The 18861-nt window shown below is 57.1% G+C and carries 12 protein-coding genes; 4 read left to right on the top strand and 8 right to left on the bottom strand.

Features of this window, described 5'->3' with window-relative positions; translation table 11 throughout:
• Position 1 precedes the first annotated feature (1 nt).
• Together Poly21_RS11315 and Poly21_RS11310 are read right to left on the bottom strand one after the other, a co-directional pair.
• Positions 2–2926, bottom strand: a complete 2925-nt coding sequence (locus tag Poly21_RS11315) for a DUF1553 domain-containing protein (protein ID WP_146408611.1) — start codon at positions 2924–2926, stop codon at positions 2–4.
• A 179-nt stretch (positions 2927–3105) separates the two neighbouring features.
• Positions 3106–4065 carry a PEP-CTERM sorting domain-containing protein gene (locus tag Poly21_RS11310; RefSeq protein ID WP_302118682.1) on the bottom strand — a complete coding sequence of 320 codons (960 nt, stop codon included), beginning with the start codon at positions 4063–4065 and terminating at the stop codon, positions 3106–3108.
• 221 nt (positions 4066–4286) lie between these two features.
• Here Poly21_RS11310 and Poly21_RS11305 point away from each other — a divergent pair, with 221 nt between their 5' ends.
• From Poly21_RS11305 to Poly21_RS11295, 3 genes are all read left to right on the top strand, one after another.
• Complete coding sequence (locus Poly21_RS11305; protein ID WP_302118681.1) at positions 4287–5594, top strand: glycosyltransferase; 1308 nt, start codon at positions 4287–4289, stop codon at positions 5592–5594.
• The gene (locus tag Poly21_RS11300) at positions 5591–6628 is read left to right on the top strand and encodes a glycosyltransferase family 2 protein (RefSeq protein WP_146407159.1); all 1038 of its coding nucleotides are present in this window, start codon (positions 5591–5593) and stop codon (positions 6626–6628) included. Before Poly21_RS11305 ends, Poly21_RS11300 begins: the two co-directional genes overlap by 4 nt.
• A gap of 243 nt (positions 6629–6871) precedes the next feature.
• Positions 6872–10870: an efflux RND transporter permease subunit gene (locus Poly21_RS11295; RefSeq protein WP_146407158.1), complete on the top strand. Its 3999-nt coding sequence runs from the start codon at positions 6872–6874 to the stop codon at positions 10868–10870.
• Between the two features lie 231 nt (positions 10871–11101).
• Here the strand turns inward: Poly21_RS11295 and Poly21_RS11290 are convergent, their stop codons facing one another.
• From Poly21_RS11290 to Poly21_RS27440, 5 genes are all read right to left on the bottom strand, one after another.
• Positions 11102–12076, bottom strand: coding sequence for a leucine-rich repeat domain-containing protein (locus tag Poly21_RS11290; protein ID WP_146407157.1), 975 nt, complete (start codon positions 12074–12076; stop codon positions 11102–11104).
• A gap of 9 nt (positions 12077–12085) precedes the next feature.
• On the bottom strand, positions 12086–12574 hold the full coding sequence (locus Poly21_RS11285; RefSeq protein ID WP_146407156.1) for an ATP-dependent zinc protease family protein: 489 nt from the start codon (positions 12572–12574) through the stop codon (positions 12086–12088).
• A gap of 45 nt (positions 12575–12619) precedes the next feature.
• Positions 12620–14041 (bottom strand): dihydrolipoyl dehydrogenase, encoded by a 1422-nt coding sequence (gene lpdA, locus Poly21_RS11280; RefSeq protein ID WP_146407155.1) that lies wholly within the window; start codon positions 14039–14041, stop codon positions 12620–12622.
• Between the two features lie 239 nt (positions 14042–14280).
• Positions 14281–14937: a hypothetical protein gene (locus tag Poly21_RS11275; RefSeq protein WP_302118679.1), complete on the bottom strand. Its 657-nt coding sequence runs from the start codon at positions 14935–14937 to the stop codon at positions 14281–14283.
• Positions 14938–15040: 103 nt separating this feature from the next.
• The gene (locus tag Poly21_RS27440; RefSeq protein WP_302118677.1) at positions 15041–15214 is read right to left on the bottom strand and encodes a hypothetical protein; all 174 of its coding nucleotides are present in this window, start codon (positions 15212–15214) and stop codon (positions 15041–15043) included.
• Here Poly21_RS27440 and Poly21_RS11270 point away from each other — a divergent pair.
• A complete protein-coding gene (locus Poly21_RS11270) occupies positions 15208–16872 on the top strand; it encodes a sulfatase family protein (RefSeq protein ID WP_146407154.1) in 1665 nt (554 codons plus the stop codon). The two genes, Poly21_RS27440 and Poly21_RS11270, sit on opposite strands and share 7 nt — an antisense overlap.
• A 140-nt stretch (positions 16873–17012) precedes the next feature.
• Here the strand turns inward: Poly21_RS11270 and Poly21_RS11265 are convergent, their stop codons facing one another.
• Positions 17013–18689, bottom strand: coding sequence for an alginate export family protein (locus Poly21_RS11265; protein ID WP_302118675.1), 1677 nt, complete (start codon positions 18687–18689; stop codon positions 17013–17015).
• Positions 18690–18861: the final 172 nt, after the last annotated feature.

Below are 18861 nucleotides of genomic sequence, written 5' to 3'. Positions count from 1 at the left end.
TTTATTTGCTCATGATTTCGTCGAGGTTCAAGAGGACTGCCGAGACTGCCTGCATGGCGTCAACAGGCGTGTCGTCGTCGTCGAGACAAGATTGGTAAAGCGACTTCAACGCTGCGAGCTCCGTGCTGTTTGGTTGGCGTGAGGTCACCGTGATGAATCCAAATTTCAGTTGATCATCGATGTCTTTGTGTTCGGCTAACATGCGTGTCGCCAAGGCGTTTGCACACTCGACGAACGTGGTGTCGTTGAAGGTGGTCAAGGCCTGCAAGGGCGTATTGCTGCGCAATCGACGGGGCGTGCAAAATTCACGCGAAGGTGCGTCGAAGGCGGCGAACATCGGATAGGGGATGCTGCGTTTGATATAGGTGTAAATCGACCGCCGGTATCGATCCGGGTCGTCGGTCCCCGGAGTCTTCCAAGGATCACCGGCGAATGGTTTCCAGATACCATCAGGAATCGGCGGTTGGACCGGCGGTCCATGCAATTTGTCCGATAACAGTCCCGAAGCGGCCAGAGCCGCATCTCGGACCATCTCGGCGGGCAAGCGGAATCGGGGGCCGCGGGCGAGCAAGCGATTTTCGGGGTCGCTTGAACTCACTTTGGGCCGGTTCGCTGAATCTTGCCGATAGGTGCTCGAGAGCACAATCGAGCGTAGCAGTGCCTTCTGGCTCCAAGCTTGATCACCCTGGAATCGAGTTGCCAGATGATCAAGCAATGCTGGATCGGAAGGTCGCTCGCCACTGGATCCGAAGTCTTCCTCAGTTGCTACGATGCCGATCCCGAATAGGCGTGCCCACACACGGTTCACAGCCACACGAGCGGTAAAGGGGTTCTCGTCGCTGGCGATCCAGTTTGCCAAGCTCAGTCGGGTCGGATCCGAGTGGTCTGGGGCGGCATCCGGTTTCGCTAAGGGGGGCATCGAGGCTGGAACTCCCGGCGAGACCTGATCTCCCTTGGTCAAGAACAGACCGCGAATGAACACGTGGGTTGGTCGACTCAGCGAGGCGGGACGTTCGCGCATGATCGGTACCTTGGTGCTCGCAATCTTTCCCCGCTGCCTGCTGACTTCGGCGAGGTGCTCGCGATCGGCGACCAACTCGTCAGCATTGAGCTGAGCCTGCAAATTTGCCGCCCCGGAGACTGCGAGATGTCCCCGACGAGATACCAAGGCAAAGGCACCAAGCGCGTTCACCCCGTGCTGAAGTTCCAGTTTCAGCTCGATAGGCTCGTTTTCGGTCTCCGAAGCCGGAATCGAGAGAGGCGTAGCTAGCACGAGCACTGCGGTGCGTGGATAGTGAATACGCGTGTAGGCAGCGAAGCCGTCGCGCGATTTTTCGTTCAGGCTCTGATCGGGATCCTTGAACGGATGCGGTTCATCTCCGATCACTCGAGCCAGTTTGAGCTCCACGGTATCCTGGCCGGGCACCTGCAGACTCGCCCGGATTTGGGATAGCACGAACCCCCATTCCGAATCGGCTTTTGCTGTCTCGAGATTCCGTGGTGACAATGTCAGGCGGATCGCCGAGAGGGTATCGACGTCGGACGGCATGTGGGCAGTCAGGGTGATCGTTGTGCCGTTGGACAGCGTGTCGGTGGTATAAAACTCAGTAATCCCATCGCGGACTTCCACATCAATGTCCGTTTCCTTATCCGCCTGGGCGACGAGTTCGGTGATCGGCTGCCAGTCGGCGTTGTCAGCTGAGAAAATATCGGTTTCCCGCTCCCACAGGGACTCTTCGAGCTGGCGGATTTCCCGATCCAACCGTGCGGCCTTCTCGTTGTTGTCACTGTCTAGCGGGACGGGGAGGACGGGGAACTCTTCGCCCAAATCGCTGTCGGCGGTGTTGTTGAAGAACGCCACGGATTGGTAAAACTCCTCGTGGGAGATGGGGTCGTAGGGGTGGCTATGGCATTGCACGCAACCGATCGTAATGCCTTGCCAGGTTTGCCACACGGTGCTGACACGATCGAGCACCGCAGCAACCCGGAACTCTTCATCGTCGGTGCCGCCCTCATCATTGGACTGCGTCAAACGATTGGCTGCAGTTGCTACGAGGTCTTCGATAGTAGGGTCATCAAGCAGATCACCGGCAAGCTGCCGGATCGTGAATTCGTCGAACGGCATATCGTTGTTGTATGCGTCGATGACCCAGTCGCGGTACTTCCAAATCTCGCGGCGACCATCGAGTCCGAGTCCTTTGGAGTCGGCGTAGCGAATTTGGTCTAGCCATACCGATGCCCAACGCTCGCCATATTGAGGTGACCCCAGCAAACGTTCGACCGTCGAAGTGTAGACCTTCTCATGCTTCGCTTCATCGCTACCAGCTAACTCAAGGTCAGCGATGAAACGAGTCACGTCGACCGCAGCGGGAGGCAGTCCCGTCAGGTCGAACGTCACCCGGCGTAACCACTCCGTCGGCTCGGCGGGCGGTGCCGGCGAGAGGCCCTCCCCTTCCAACCGCGCTAGCACAAAATGGTCCAGCGGGCTCTGGCACCAGTTGTCCTGGTCAGTCGGGGGAATTGCAGGTGCCGTGGGTTTTTCGTAGGACCATGGTTGTTGCCACTGGGCACCTTCAGCAATCCAGCGTCTCAACGTCGCCACGTTCTCCGCGGAAAGTGCCGCGCCATGCTCGGCGGGAGGCATGATTTCATATTCGTCATCCGAGGTGATCCGGTCGATCAGCAGCGAGTCTTCCGGGGCACCCGGTTCGATTACCGCCAGGGCCGCATCTCGGTGAATGAACGACAGATCAGCAGCCTGTTTCACTCCTCCGTGGCAGGCTACGCAGTGCTCGTTGAATATCGGTCGAATTTGGGTCTCAAACTCGACCGCTTCCGTAGGCAGTGTTCGATCGGCGGCGAAACTAGAATTCGAAAATACCAGTCCTAGGCAAACGCAAATATTGCGCGGGTGAAATAGTCGCATTTGAAATACAGTAAACGGTTTCATCGAAAGCATGAATGATGCGTCGGAGTCAGCGGATAGATACCAATACTAGCTGATGCGCCGCAGGAATGCTCGGAATGAGTGACTCGGCGGCTAAACCCGCGACTCTCCGAGGGCTCAAGGAGATGGAGCCCATCTCGCTGAACTCAATTGCTTTCTTACTCACGTTTCCGCATGACCAAAGCAGTGCGTTGCTTGACCACTATCACCGCCAGGACAACGACAAGCCCCATCAACCCGGTTGACCCGGGCTCCGGGACCGCGACAACGTTGATTTGGTAGCCGTCCAGAGCAACAACTGCTTGGATTTGTTCCAGATAGGGCACCACATAATTATCGATGCTGTAGAAATCACCGGTGTTGCTGTCGGTACCGATCCCCATATGGGTGCCCACGACGACATATTGGCCGTTGATCTGTGTTACCGAGGCGCGACCGGAATCACCACCAGAAAAACGTAACTCGTCCGAAGCGGGCAATCCCGGTGGATTGTCGTAGCGATAGGCCACCCCATCAGTGATGGCTCCCGTGTTGAGTTCAATCTGTTGAACGAAATTCGCTGTGTCGCTGCCCGCTCGGTTGCTTTGTACAAATAAATTGACATCGCGTCCCACAATCGACGAGAGGCTACCGCCAAAGAGTGCCATTGGGGCGATCCCGTCGTCCGCAGATATAGGACTGGCCAAGCGGACCAATGATAGGTCACTCGCGTGCACACTGCCTGCTGGCAAGACAGTGCCGTTGCTCAGCGTCAAATCTGACGTCAACGTCGTCTGCAGGACCGTTCGTGACAGGGCTCCGTAGGTGTGGCGGACGCCATCGGCTGATACAAAGGTGGGGTCGAATACCCCAACATGAGTGGCGGTCAGGAAATGCTGTGGCGTGACCAACACCGCCGCCGATAGGCCCACCCCAGTAATTTTGGTGTGGTCGAGCAAAAAAGTCGGATTGAGGGGGTCGGGGTCGGCCGGATCCCCTACTAGAAAACGTTCGTGCCGGGCGGGCGAGAAATTGGCGAACACCGCCGCCGATAGCGTGCCGGCATCGAGCAAGAGAGATAGGACTCCTGCACTCAGCGCTAAAAATACATTGAGTTTCCGGCGCCTCCCTCGCTGCATCTCAACCATTGCACCTACGCCCACTGAATGAAATAATTCTGGTCATCGACGTCGACGGAACAACTCGGCGACTCTTGTAGGATAGCCAGAGAAAACACTCTGGGAGACGCGATTCCAACAACATCGATAGTTTTTTGCCACGCTGGGAAAATAGTTGTCATGAGTCGGTGCTAAACCCGGGCGCCACACCTGCGTATACTGGGCAGATGGATCCACATACCGTGCCCCCCACTGAAGCCCGCCAACGGATTGCGATTGTCTTTCACGAGACCTATTTGGGTTGTGCGCCAAGCTTGATCAATGCCGCGCGCCTGTTCGATGAGCATGGTTGGGACGTCGACATTGTGATGCGTGACACCGATGCCGACTTTGCGCAACCACCGGACCTGGGGGCTCACGTCGAGTTGCTGCGGATCGCCGATGGTCAACCCGCCCGCCACGGCGCTCAGTCCGCGACGCCAACCTCGTGCGATACCAGAACCTGGAGGTCGCGAGTCAAACATGCTCTGCCAGCGCGACTCGCGTCATCATTGGAAGCGGCGCGAGATCGTATTCATGCCATCACGGCCGGTCTGGCGCCGCGTACGTGGACGACTCGACATCGCTTTGTGAAGGGGGTGGCCCTCGCCACGCAGGGGCGAGACTACGACGCTGTGATTGGTGTGGATATGCTGGGTTTGGCCGCGGCTCGACCACTCGCAGTTGCACGCCACGTACCGCTGGTGTACTGGTCGCTGGAGATCATGTTTCTGCGTGATTTTTGGGCCCCGGCCTGGCGTCGGGCGAAGCGGCGTGAGCGGGCCGATCACCGTGCAGCCAATGTGCTCGTGATCCAGGATACCGAGCGACAACAGGCGCTTTGCGAAGAAAATAGAGCCGGGAGCGTTCCGGCCCTGTTGATCCCCAATTCTCCGCGTGGTGAAGCGTCTGCCGACCTCTCGCGTCAGCGTTTCCATTCACAATTTGAATTGAAAGACGCGACGCGGGTGATCTTGCACGCCGGTTCGATCTGCGAGGGAATGCGGTCAAGTGATCTCGCCGCCGTAGCCGCGATGTGGCCAAGAGATCGCGTGTTGGTCTTTCACAGTCACACTCCCATTGATTTGCAAACTCACTACTATCGGGACATCGTGGCCAGTGGAGAGGGACGCGTGCTGATTTCGACCAAACCGGTGCCCTACGACGAGCTCGACGAGTTGATCGCGTCCGCGGACATCGGGGTGGTGATCTACGACAGCACCCTGGGACCCAACTTTCAATTACTCGCGGGTGCGTCGGGCAAGCTTTCTCACTACTTGCGGTGTGGTGTGCCCGTGATCAGTGTCGACAATCCAAGTATCGCTCGCGTGCTGACGGAGAATCAATGTGGTATCGGTGTCGATCGTGTTGAAGAGGTCGCTGATGCCGTCCAAACAATCTTAGCGGATCATGCGAACTATCGAGATCGAGCTGAGAAAGCCTATCTCGAACAATTTGAATTCGAGCGGCATTTCCAATCTTTGCTGACCTTTCTCGAGGGTGCATCGTGAAGTCTCTGATTCCCGCGCCGCTGCACAATCGCTGTGGCTGGCCATGGGACGCCGCCGAGGTGCAAGTCGCCAGCACGTCGCAGCCGACATGGCCACGAATCACTGTGGTCACCCCCAGTTTCAATCAAGGTGCGTTTCTGGAGGAAACGATTCGCTCGGTACTGCTACAGAACTATCCAAACTTGGAATACATCGTTGTCGATGGGGGCAGTACCGATGGCAGCGGCGAGGTTCTCGATCACTATGCTGATCACATCTCACAGGTGATCCGCGAGCCTGACGACGGGCAGTCTGACGCCATTTGCAAGGGGCTCGACCGGGCGACCGGCGAACTGTTCAATTGGATCAACTCCGATGATCGGCTCGCACCGGGAACACTTTGCGAGTTGGCCCAGCGATTTGATGGCTCATACGATTTGTATGCGTTCAATGTCGCCGTGGAGGACGCTCAAGGACAACCGCCTACCAACGGTGATGCCACAATGGTGAACCGGAACCTCTCAGCCATCGCGATGCTCCGCTGCGATCGGTATTCGTTCAGCCAACCGGGGTTATGGTTTCGCATGAGTATGCTTCGGGGGTGCGGCGGCATCGACCGTTCGCTCAATTATGGATTTGATTGGGACCTGATCGTGCGGTATCTCAGCGAGCATTCGCGGGTGCAGTACACGCCTTCGGTGGGCGCCATGTTTCGTTTGCACGACCAGTCCAAGACGATGGTCGAGACCTCGAAAGCGAACGCTGCAGAAAATCGTTTTCAGCAGGAAAATGAACGCATCCGCGATAAGCTAGAGCGGAGGTTGCCGCCGCGTCTGGCCGCCGCTTCGAAACTCGGGCGGCGACGAGAACCCTGGAATCAATATCTCATCGACGTGCTCGATGATTTCGAGCGTTCTCCCATGGCGGCGGCTTGTGAAATTGTGCGGGAGATCGTAGCGGACCCGCGGACCCGCGCGTCGCAACGTGCGTTCGGGTCGGTGGCGAGACTGCTGTCACGATACGTACGCCGGATGCCGCAGCGGACAGCTCTGTAGGGATTCACTATGCAGGGTCTGGATCCAGCGGTGGGCGAGTGCTGCGCCCGAAGCTGAACTGCGCAGTTTGCCTAATCGGGCTGATTTTCCCTGATCGGCTTGACCGATCGATGATGAGACCGATTTCAGGATCGTTGGGAGAGATGCCAATGGTTTTGCAAGCGGTTTCGCGGTAGCCTGTGTTGTTTGTCGATCCATCAGTCGGTTGCTCCGCAATTCCATTTTACCGCTGCACTGCCGCGTATGAACTCGAATTCTCCCTCGCGTTCCCTGTTAGAACGCCCCGGCCCTTGGGGCACCAGCGTCGCTTTGCTGGTGCTGATGGCATTTTTCTTCATTTTGCCGTCAGCCTTTCGTGCTGCACGCATGGGGCTGCAAAACAAAGAAAATGACATCAAGGATTGGTTACCGAGTGACTTTCCGGAAACGGCGGAACTCGATTGGTTCGCGGAGCACTTTGCCGGCGAGAGCTTTGTCTTGGCGACCTGGCCGGGTTGCACGGTGGGTGACCAGCGGCTGCATTTACTGGAAAACAAGCTGCTCTATGAGTCCGCCGATTTTCGCTCCAAGATGCTGGACGAAGATGCTGGCGAAGCCACTGGGTTGCCCTTGGCGGAGCGTCGGGCTCGCGTGCGGGCCCGAGAACTTGGTGAGGAGCTGGAACTGCTGCCGCCAGGAAAGAGTCTCGATAATTGGGGCGGACGCGACGAGAAATGGCTGGCCTCTGCCGACGGAACTTGGTTCTTTATCACCCCCGATGGTCGTTTGTACCGCTGGGAAGAGGCCAACAATGGCCCGGCCGGCCTATTCCGCTCAATCAAAAAATCACTTGGATTGTACGAGCTGAAGGGGCAGTTGGTTACCGCCTTTGGCGAGCCCTCAACACCGCACAAAACCAACGCGTTCTACAATGATCCCTCGCTATTGTGCGCTCCTCTCTTTGAAACCGTGCAAACCGGTGCCACGATCGTTGCTGAGTTGTCCGCCGAAGGTGGCGCGCTATGGCCGGTCGACACCACCGCGCCTGAGTTGCGGGCTCGGGTGGCTCGACGCCGTGCGATGGAACGACTCACGGGCAGCCTCTTCGCCCCCGCCGTGCCGCCTGGATTTGACTGGACGGCCGAAAGTTTTGCGGCAGCGTTGCCAGTCGAGCGGCGTGATCAATTACCTGATGGGTACGAAGCGATTGTTCCGCGTACGCTCCAGGAATTTGCCGACGACCGACTCGAGGGTAGTGTGGACCGCATCAGCACGTCGATCACAGCCATCCAAACTGAGGCGTGGTACGCGGTATTCGATGCCATGGAGGTTGAGCCACCACCGAGACTGACGTGCTTGCTCGTCACGCTAACGCATCTCGCCAAAGACAACCTGGCCTATGCGATTGGTCGCGGTACGCTCGGTAGCCCGCAGGGACGACTGCTGACGTTGGCAGAGCAAAGCGGAGTTCATCCACCGTCGCCACCCTCCACGGCTCCGCCACCATTCAACCGTGAGCCACCTGTGACCGTCGGCGGAATGCCACCGCTGCGGATGGGCGGACCTCCCGTGGACAATGTTGCCATCGACGAGGAAGGCACTGTCACGTTGGTGCGGCTGATTGGATATTGCATTCTGATCGGCATCGCACTCTCTTATTTCTGTTTCCGCAGTATCAAAGTTACTGCGATGCTGTTCGTTGTCGGTGGCTCCGCCGCAATGCTGGCGATGGCGATGGTCGGTTGGACCGGCGGACATGTTGATGCCATTTTGCTAAGCATGCCCGCGCTGGTTTACGTCCTTGGGCTTTCCGGCGCGATCCATGTGATCAACTATTACCGCGACGAGGTTCGCGTCGGCGGCCAGCGTGGTGCTGCCGATCGCGCCCTACGTCACGCGCTGCTGCCCTGTACGCTCGCAGCGGTCACCACAGCGATTGGGTTGGGCTCGCTATACACGAGCAATTTGAAACCGATCAGCAACTTCGGTTTGTATTCCGCCATCGGGGTGGTCGCCACCCTGGGGATCTTGTTCACCTATCTGCCTGCTGCCCTTGAGGTTTTTGCCCCTAAGTTCACCGATGAGAAGCGGAGAGATACGTCAAATTCAAAGTCGAAGCCCGCCGCTGACTCCGGGGCTACTGGTCCCGACCCTAACGCTGCATTCCCAGTGACCGCTCAGTTGGAGCTGGCGGCGTGGTGGGCGGCTTTTGGCCGATTCATCTCCAGCAATTATCGTGTGGTGGCATTGACGTGTATCACCGTGATGATCGTCGCGTCGTTTGGTCTGCTGAATATCCGCACCTCGGTGCAGTTACTCAAACTATTCGACTCGAACGCGCGCATCCTTCGGGACTACGCCTGGTTGGAGGAGAACTTTGGGAAACTCGTGCCGATGGAGATCGTCGTGAGGATGCCAGTTGAACTGCAGCGTGAAGGCAAGAGCACGACGTTGTCAGTGAACTCTGGAGAAGCGAACCACAGCCGCAATGGCGGCTTATCGAGTGAAGCCAGTCGCGAGGATCGCGTGGACCCGATTTCGCTGGACCTATTGGAGCGAATCGAAGCGGTTAGCCGAATTCGCGTGGCGGTCACCCGGACGCTCGGAGAAGAGGGGAGCGGTGAAGTGGGCCAAGCATCGAGCATGGACACCTTCCTGCCACCGCTGCCGGTTGTCAACAATGGGTACAGTGTCGTCCGCAGCCAGATGAACCGGAGATTGGCTGAAGCAAAAGACCAGCTCCTCGCCAGTGACTATGTCAAGATCGAGGACTATGGACCGCTCGCGGGCAGTGAAATGTGGCGACTGAGTTTGCGTGTGAGCGCGTTGTCGGACAACGACTACGGCTTGTTCATCAACGACCTCCGTGATGTCGTCGCACCAGTACTCGAGGCCTATCGGACGCGTGCGGCGCTACTGGCCGCGTTGAGTGAATCCGAGGGCGGCTTGACTGGGAAGCAGCGTGTGCTCGTCGTTGGCAGCAATTCGGTGAAAAACCTAATCGACGCGGACCTCGTCAATGACGATGGCACCGCGAACGAGTCTGCCATTTTTCTGAGCACCCTGCATGAGTTGCTGGGTAATGAAAACATCAAGACCCCAGTGTGGGGCGATCCCCGAGATCCAGCGCGAGAGATGAAGCCGGGTGATCCTAAATGGGAACGCTACGTCAGCGGATTTGATGCCGTCATCTGGGTAGGTGGAATTGATGCGTCTTTGAGAAGTCGCCGTGATGGCGAAAAACCGCTGCATCTCGGTCCTGCGTCGCAGGCATCAGAGTGGTTGGCCTCCGCCAAGACCATTATCCATGCCGATGAAATCGCCGCCCAACCGATTGGCAAGAGCATCGTCGCAGTTCCGGCAACTCCCCAGGATCATATTAATCCCAATGCCGTTCGCTTTACCCAAGGCGATCGCCAAGTGCCCGTATTCGACGTCGAGCAGGCGATCTCACCTCAGGTCGTCTTCACCGGCGTGGTGCCAGTGGTTTACAAGGCTCAGCGAACTTTGTTGGGGAGTTTAGTCGAGTCGATCATGATGGCGTTCGTATTGATTGCGCTGGTCATGGTGGTGCTGCTCAATCCCGGCAGTTTTCCGTCGCAGTGGCTCCAACCGCGAAACCTCTTCGACGGCGTGATGGCGGGTATGATCTCGATGATCCCAAACCTATTTCCAGTCATCCTGATTTTTGGACTCATGGGGCTCGGTGGGATCGCCGTCGATATTGGCACGATGATGACCGCGTCGGTGGCAATGGGGGTGGCGGTCGATGATACGATTCACTTTTTGAGTTGGTTTCGACAGTTTCTCGAAGAAGGGAAATCTCGCTATGAAGCTGTGATTGAGACCTACCGCAAGGTCGGGCCTGCAATGACCCAAACGACCATCGTGGGGGGGCTCGGACTGTTCGTTTTCGCTCTATCGACGTTCACGCCGACACAGCGTTTCGGAACACTGATGCTGGTGATGTTAGCAGCCGCGCTGATCGGTGACCTGGTCCTCCTGCCTGCGATCTTGGTCAGTCCGTTAGGGAAATTCTTCAAGCCTCGGGTTGGCATGACGCCGCCATCTTCCGGCGAAGGTGTTCACACGAATTTGCACGGAGAACCCGTCACTGCCTGGCAAACCGATGTTGCTGAGAGTGGCGTTTCCGAGGTCACCGCTGACGGCACCGGAACGCTGGTTGCCTCTGAAGACATTCCCGTCCTCAAGGTGCACACGCCGCCGTCCAGAACGACTTCGTCGCAGCCGAAACGGAAGTGATGGATCATCACGACTCACTTCGACGATCCGAAGATCGGATACGGCTTGCGAGCAAGACGTGGAATCTGGGCCGCTCAAGATGTTGGATCGGCGTGTTGTCTGTGGACGAGATCATGTGCACTCACCGCGATGCGATGACAGGCTTTATGCTGTGCCCGCGAATCCTCTGATGGGGACGCGTTGGATGGTGGGAGTGACGCACGCGTTGGATCGGCGGAGCGATTCCCGACTTTACTCAGGAGAGATGTATTCGAGTTGAATCTCGGTATCGGGCAGCGATTTTCGGAGCTCGTCGACGCCTTCCTGAGTGACCTTTGTTCGTGTCACAACTAGTTTCTCTAGATTGACGAGCGCCTTTAATCGCGGCAATCCTTCGTCGGTGATCTGTGTTGAACCAAGATGCAAGAACTTTAGCTTGGTGAGTTTGCCGACCCCGGCCAAGCCTGCGTCGGAAACAGGGGTGGCGTCAAGGTTCAGCCAAGTCAGCGTGGGGCAGTTGGCCAGTGAAATCGCACCGGGATTGCCCACGATCGTGCTGTAGAGGTTCAATTTTTCGAGCTTGGGCAGTTTCGAAAACTCTTCCGCCGCAACATCGTCAATCCACTCGCATTCGCTGACATCAATGTCAATCAGTTCACTCAAATCCACCATCCGACTGGCCGACTCAGCCGAAATTTGAGTGCCAGCCAAACGCAATTTTTTCAGCTTGGGAAAGTTCTTGAGTGCGATCGTCGACTCATCGTCGATGTTCGTGTGTGCTAGATAGAGTTCCTGAAGTTGATCCAGGCTAGCGAGCTGCTGGAGACCGACGCCTGAAATCGGCAGAAAGTCGAGTGCGAGCACCTTGAGCTGAGGCAATTTCCCGACCGGTCCCAGGCCTGCGTCAGTCACGGTGGACTTCCCGTCCTTACCCGATAGTTTAAGCACCTTCAAAAATGGCAGGTTTACCAGCGACTGGAGATCCTCGTCATCCACGCTCGATTGACGCAAATCCAGCTGAACGATATTTCCTTTCGCGTCCGTGACAGTTTGTGCGCCAGGAATAGTTACTGACGCAGGTCCGTCGTCGGGTGCCGATTTCGCAGCATCGCTTGCTGCCAGCGTTGGGACGTTGGGAGCGGGCGATTTCCGGCATGCCGGAATGACCACCAATCCGGACCCTGCAGCGAGCAGAACAACAACGGAGGGAACGAACTTACGTTTCATGCTTTGCAATCAATGGTGTTTTTTTCGGCGGTGCCGGCGGCCGGCCAAGAAAGAGGCGGCGGGATCAACTAGAAAACGTTTGCGAACGGCCTCGCGTCCGACCAACATGCGAAAGCCCATCGCATCACGATTCGCTAGTGTTAAATCGACCATGATACGCCGCTGCAAGATGGCCAGTGGGGTGCGGATCACGATGCGCTCGGCGACGTCACCGTTGCTGCTACGAACGTGTCGCCGCTCCAGGATGGGCACATCCGCATTGACAAACACGTCGTCTCGATTTTGCACCGGGTGAATTGAGAACCGCACGCGTTCGACTTCATTTTCGACGTAAGTCTCCACATCAAACGCGTGGATGGAGCTCGATCGCGCGCCTGTATCAATTTTTGCTTTCACCCGCCCGACTCCGAGTTCGGGTAATCCTACCCACTCCCGCCACCCAATGATGAACATCGGTTCGTCGTTAGGCACGGCGGAATCGTCGTTGCTGGAAGACATGCGTAGGGCGTGGAAAAAAGGGTGAGCGAAAACGATGGGTGATCTTTATGCGGTATGGATCGCTCGATCGTCAACGGCGAGGGCGGCTTCGTGAACTGCTTCAGAGAGTGTGGGGTGAGCGTGGCAGGTGCGAGCGATCTCCTCGCTACTGGCTCCAAATTCCATTGCGGCGGCGGCTTCGGCAATCAGATCACCTGCGCGGGGACCGATGATGTGCACGCCGAGAACGCGATCGGTCTCTTCGTCAGCGAGAATCTTCACACGTCCATCGATATCACCGAGGGTGCGGGCGCGGCCGTTGGCACCGAGAGGGCAGACGCCCTTCTTGTACGCGATCCCAGCCTCTTTGAGTTGTTCTTCGGTCTGCCCCACCATTGCAATTTCGGGGTGCGTGTACACGACCGCAGGAATCACATCGTAATTCATTTCTGCCGCGATACCTGCCATGCGTTCGACGCACACGATGCCTTCTTCCATCGCCTTGTGGGCGAGCATGGCACCACCAATGCAGTCGCCGATCGCATATACCCCTGGTACGCTCGTTTGGAAGTTTTCGTTGACTTCGATGAATCCACGGCGATCCGTTTGCACGCCTGCGGCGGCCAAGCCCAGGTCATCCGTAGCTGGCCAGCGTCCGGTGGCCAGCAATACACGGTCACAGTAAATCGGCTCGCCACCTTGGATCTCGATCGTACAGGGTTTGGACTGGGTGGTATCGACCCGTGCCGATGACACCAAGGTGCTGGTGCGGAACTCGATCCCCTGTTTTTTAAAGGCACGGTGGGCGAGGTTGGCCATCTCGTTGTCCAGTCCGGGTAGCACTCGATCGAGTGCCTCCAGCACGATCACGCGGCTCCCTAGCCGATTCCAAACGCTGCCGAGCTCTAAACCGATGTACCCGCCACCGATGACCACGAGGATTTCGGGAACTTCAGGAAATGACAACGCGGTGGTGCTGTTGCCGATCCGATCACCATCTTCCTCGATCGAGGGCAGACGAGCGGGGATGCTTCCTGGGCAAAGCAAAATTTGGTCGGCTTCGATTATCTTGGGCTGGTCCGGATCGGCGCCCTCGACGGGGGCGATCTCAATTGACTCAGCGCCATGCAGTTTCCCGCGGCCGCGGTAAGCGGTGACGCCCCCTTTCTTGAACAGCATGTCGATCCCGCCGGTCAGCGCGTCAACGATCTTCTCCTTGCGTGACATCATCACATCGAGTTCGAGCTCAACGCCACTGACTTTCACACCGTGATCACGCATGCGGTGTTGAGCCTCTTCATAGACATGGCTGGATTCCAGCAACGCTTTGCTGGGGATGCAGCCCACACGTAGGCAGGTACCACCAAACCGGGGATTTTCGTCAATGCAGGCGACGTCGATACCGAGCTGGGCGGCGCGGATGGCGGCGACATAACCGGCGGGACCGCCGCCCAAGACGACGAGTTCGTGGCGAGCCGTATTTGTCATGCGAGAAATTCTGGGATAGGAAATGCGGATATGAATCCCTGCTATTGTTCCCAATAGCCATCGCGTTGTCGACTACACGACCGGCATTCTCGCTCGAAACAATCGCACCGGTTGGCCACAGATTTCGTGCGACCCGATCGACACCGGCGTGCGTGTCATGCTGAATCTGCGGAACTTGCTAGTTCTTGGCTCCCGCGTTCTCGTGAACGTCACTGTGGGGGGGATCGCTCCGCGGGTGTTTACTGGCTCGCCAACGATGCGTCGAGGGCTACGGTATCAGCGAAATCGTAGGAATGGAACGTGCGCCCAATCTTCTTGGCTAGCATGCTGAGAAACAGTTTGCGGAACTTGGTTTCCGTGGTTTCGCTCGTGTACTGACCGGCTTGAGTCGGATAGGTGAACTCGTCAATTTCCTTACGGAAGACGACTTTTTCGGCGGCGATGTCGTACACGGTCAACACAATTGCCGCGCGGCCACGGTACAGGGTCGCCCCATCACGCAATCGCATGTCTGTCATTTCGATGGAGAGCAGCTTCTCGGCCTTGATATCCTTCCCCATCTCTAAATAGTCAATGGTTTCCCAACCGTGCGTATCACGCCACTGCTGGATGGCTTCGTCATGGACCAAAGCCATCTCCTTGACCTCCATCGACAGAATGTCGCTGACTTTGCGAGTCAACAATCGTGCGGCGACATCGTCACTATATTGACTCTGGTCGGTCATCGTCACGATTGCGACTTTGGACTTTTCGAATCCATCGTATTCTGGGGGAATGCGGTCGGCACCGACGGCATGCATGAAATTGCTGAGCAACCCAAGACAGCCAGTCTGAGTCAGTAAAACGCAGCCCGTCAGTAGCAGGAATGCTAGCAGGTGGAACGAGGTCGATTTCATACGGCAAACAGTCAAAAGCGGCACTGCGGCGGTGCCGCAGAGAGCAGTGGAGAACGATTGCCCCCCTGGTACGCATTTTCTCGGTTTGTTCGCCACCCCAGTATTACAATTGCCGCTGCTCATCCGCCGAGATTTGCGGAGCGTCGGTCTGGGGGGCGATCGTAAATCCGCTATGCTCGGATACGGAGCCAGCCCAAACGATCTGGATTCCACTCGCAGGCTCGACTTTCGCATCCATCCATTCATCCCACGCAGCTCCCCATGAAATTGATGTCATCGCACGCACCGCCTGGCTGGACTGACACCGTCGGCGGGCGGTCGAGCCTCTCACAAAAATCGACTGTCCCCCAAGTTCCAGTCCCTCAGGTTCCCGTCCCAAATTTCCCACAGTCCGCAGCCCCTCGCGTCCTGTCGAATGAGCGGAGGGCGTGTTTGAGCGGGGCCCTGTTCGCCCTCGCGTTGTTCGCCATTTTCGCGCTGGCTAGTCCTGCGGCGGCCGCAGGCACGGTGGGCGAACAGCGTCCCAATCTCGTTCTGATTATTGCTGACGATATGAACTGGAATGATTGCGGAGCCTACGGTCACCCCGCCATTCGCACACCCCACATCGACAAACTTGCCAGCGAGGGTTTGCTGTTTCATCACGCCTATCTGACGACTAACTCGTGTAGTCCTTCGCGAGCAAGCATTATTACGGGCAAGTATCCTCACAACACCGGTGCGGAGCAGTTGCACTGGCCCATTCCGGCGGGCACCGAGACATTTGTGGGAAAATTAAAAGCATCGGGTTACTACACCGCCGCGGCAGGGAAATGGCACATGGGCGATGCCATCCGCGGCCAATTTGACCGCATTTACGAAGCCTCTACCGCAGGTTTCGTGCTGCCGTCTGGGGAGCAGGGCGAGCCCGTCGAGATGATCGCTGCACAGCCCAGTGGCTGCGAGGACTGGGAGCTCGCTCTGCAGCAGCGCGACCAATCTAAACCATTCTTCATGTGGTTGGCGTCACTCGACCCTCACCGCGAGTATCACGATGGTGCACTCGACCCGCCGCACTCCCACGCCGATGTGATCGTGCCAGAGCATCTACCCGATACTCCCGACGTCCGGGAGGACTTGCGATTGTACTACGACGAAATCGGCAGACTCGACGGGTACGTGGGCAAGGTGATGAGTGAACTGGAGTCGCAGGGCATTGCGAACAACACCCTAGTGTTATTCATCAGCGATAACGGACGTCCCTTTCCACGCGACAAAACCACACTTTACGACGGTGGCATTCGCACTCCTTGGATCGTTCGCTGGCCAGCAAAGGTTGCTGCCGGGAAAACAACCGATGCCGTGGTCAGCTCGGTTGATATTGCCTCCACCCTGATGGAGCTCGCGGGACTGCGTACGGCCGCGAGATCGACGGAGGGTAAGAGTTTCGCAGCGGTGCTCGCCGACCCGACCGTGTCAGCGCGGCGGTACGCATTCGCGGAAGACCACTGGCACGATTACGAAGACCACGCACGCTGCGTCGTCGGTGAGCGATTCAAACTCATCCGCAATGACTACGTGGATCTGCCGGCGACGCCGTCGGCAGATGCGGGACGCGGGTTGTCATGGCAAAGTATGTTGAAATTGCAAGCCGCCGGCCAACTCACCCCAGCACAGCAAGCGTGTTTTCGCACGCCTCGGGCCAGGTGGGAGCTCTATGATTTGGTGCGCGATCCTGGTGAGCAGAACAACGTCATCGGTGACCCAGCCTACGCGGCAATACAATCTCGACTTCGATCCGCTATGGACACTTGGACAACGCAAACCGGCGACTATCTTCCCAGTAAACGAACTCCTGATGAATTTGACCGCGTGACAGGAGAGCCCGATAATACCGTCCGGAGACGTCCCAGACCCTCTAAGAAAGAGATGTTTGGGACCAACGGAAAGTACTGAGGCATACCGCATCGGGACGCTTGCGCGTGAGAGCGGCAGCGTCGTACTCGCCCCTTGGCATGTTCACGGCTGCCAGTTCCTATTTACCGCTTTACGCCGCGGTACTCCCACGGCGGATGGGGCGCCGAGCTGCTTTACGTTCAATAGCGAGTCGTGTATTGGAAGTAGAAAAAGTCCGCGTTGTTGTTGGCATTGGCGGGACGGATCCCGGGCGTCTCGTAGTAGTCGCCGGCATTGAAGTGCGAGTATCCCAGGACAACGTTGTTCCGCGGATTGACGTTGTAATTAAGTAGTACGTCAATTTCGTGTCCCAGGTCCTTTGATTGGGCCTGTGTGGTATCGTTGTACGGTGTCATCACGACGCTGTAAGGCGTGGTTTCTTCGACCAAGCGGAAATAGTGATACCATAAAATCAACGAGATTTTTTCCGTCAACGGCGTCTGTGCCAGCACATTGAAGTCGTCGATGTTGCGGCGACCAAACAAGTCCATGAAACCCAGGTATTTGTGAGCGAGCGGATAGAGGTGGTCGTAGCCCCCGTCACCGACACTGACTTCGTTGAAGTCCTTTTCCCCGGAGGCGTGGTCCCAGTAGCACCATACCGTTGGACTGAAAAGATTGGTCTCAATGTTACGTCCCAGCCCGGCGGTAAAGAATCCGGCCGAATGTCGGTCCGGTGTGGCGTCGGAACCGAACTGATAGGCACCTTCAAAATCATAAAGAGTACCTCGCTCGGTTGCGCCACTGACGCGGCTACCGATGGTGTGTTCACTGAATCCAGCAATATGATTGTCGGATCCGAGGTAGTAAGACTCCAGCGTCCCCAATGCGGTATCCTGCTTCGTCAGGTAGGTCCCATAAAACTGAATCTGCGAGCTGACGTCGTCGGAACCCTTCGGATCGACACGCACTAATTCTGTCCAGAACGCGTCGATCGAAGTATCGCCTTTTTTATACAATCCACGCACACCTTGGAATGTTCGACGGGTATTTGCCCAGTCCAGTGGCGAAACAGTGCGCTGGGCACCGTAAAGCAACTCCTGGCGACCGATCCGCGCCGTCAGGGAGCCATCGGGGCCGTCGAGAAGCTTGACGTCGACAAACAGGTTTTGAATGTCAAAGTCATTCTCCTCGATGGGGCGTGGTGCGAATACTTCGCCTCCCGAATTCGCATCGAGTGTTTCTGCATACACCCGAAATGTTTCGTTGATATGCCAATCAGCATACAACCGGTTTCGTGTCAGCCAAAACGTATCATCGTTCCCAGTAATGCCGAGACCGCGAAAATTGCGTTCATTATGATACCGGTACCGAGACTCGCCCCCGAGGCTGAGCGTACCGTAGCGTGTATGCATGTTCTTGAAATGATCTGAAAAGAACCTCGGTCCGTTGTAGTAGGGATCTTCGAGATAGGAAAAGTTGTTGGCGTAGAATACACCCGCATAGGCGTTCTTCATTTGCGCCATCGCGGCAGCTTGTTTCTCCTTGACCTCTGCAGCCGACAGGCACGCCGGGCCTGAGGATCTCGACCCAGCTGAAGGCATCGTTTGGTAAGACGACTCTAGCTGTTGGTCCGTTGGATCGAAGTCGTCGTCACTCGCTGGCTGTTGTAGCTCCGACGGATCGGCAGACGAGTTGGGATTCGACAGTTCCGCGACACTCTCGGAGTCCTGAGCATTGGTCTGCACAAATACGGTTTCCAAACCGCTCTCGCTGATTCCTTGAGCACCTGCGGGTACCGGTGAAAGTCCCGCAATTGCGAGCACGGGAAACGCTGCAATTAATAATTTTCGGCAGCGGTACAAGACAACTGACATGGAAAAGCATCCTTACTGGGGCGTGTCTTAGATGGCGAATCTCGCCGCTCACTAGCAAACTCGTTCATCATTTCGCCGCCCGCGATATGAACCGCTCGTTTTCACTCGAGATAGAATTCGACGTCGGACCCCCGTGTCCGCATGTTTCGTCGCAGATGAATCTCGTGTGGAT

The organism is Allorhodopirellula heiligendammensis (genome assembly GCF_007860105.1).
In the GTDB taxonomy this organism is placed as follows: domain Bacteria; phylum Planctomycetota; class Planctomycetia; order Pirellulales; family Pirellulaceae; genus Rhodopirellula; species Rhodopirellula heiligendammensis.
Note: the sequence above shows the minus strand (reverse complement) of the source record. Positions and strands in the feature narration are given on the sequence as shown.

Excerpts from the sequence above, each read along its gene's own strand:
- Poly21_RS11315 (WP_146408611.1), bottom strand. The coding sequence starts at position 2,926 with ATGCGACTATTTCACCCGCGCAATATTTGCGTTTGCCTAGGACTGGTA.
- Poly21_RS11310 (WP_302118682.1), bottom strand. The coding sequence starts at position 4,065 with ATGCAGCGAGGGAGGCGCCGGAAACTCAATGTATTTTTAGCGCTGAGT.
- Poly21_RS11295 (WP_146407158.1), top strand. The coding sequence starts at position 6,872 with ATGAACTCGAATTCTCCCTCGCGTTCCCTGTTAGAACGCCCCGGCCCT.
- Poly21_RS11290 (WP_146407157.1), bottom strand. The coding sequence starts at position 12,076 with ATGAAACGTAAGTTCGTTCCCTCCGTTGTTGTTCTGCTCGCTGCAGGG.
- Poly21_RS11285 (WP_146407156.1), bottom strand. The coding sequence starts at position 12,574 with ATGTCTTCCAGCAACGACGATTCCGCCGTGCCTAACGACGAACCGATG.
- lpdA (WP_146407155.1), bottom strand. The coding sequence starts at position 14,041 with ATGACAAATACGGCTCGCCACGAACTCGTCGTCTTGGGCGGCGGTCCC.
- Poly21_RS11275 (WP_302118679.1), bottom strand. The coding sequence starts at position 14,937 with ATGAAATCGACCTCGTTCCACCTGCTAGCATTCCTGCTACTGACGGGC.
- Poly21_RS11270 (WP_146407154.1), top strand. The coding sequence starts at position 15,208 with ATGTCATCGCACGCACCGCCTGGCTGGACTGACACCGTCGGCGGGCGG.
- Poly21_RS27440 (WP_302118677.1), bottom strand. The coding sequence starts at position 15,214 with ATGACATCAATTTCATGGGGAGCTGCGTGGGATGAATGGATGGATGCG.
- Poly21_RS11265 (WP_302118675.1), bottom strand. The coding sequence starts at position 18,689 with ATGTCAGTTGTCTTGTACCGCTGCCGAAAATTATTAATTGCAGCGTTT.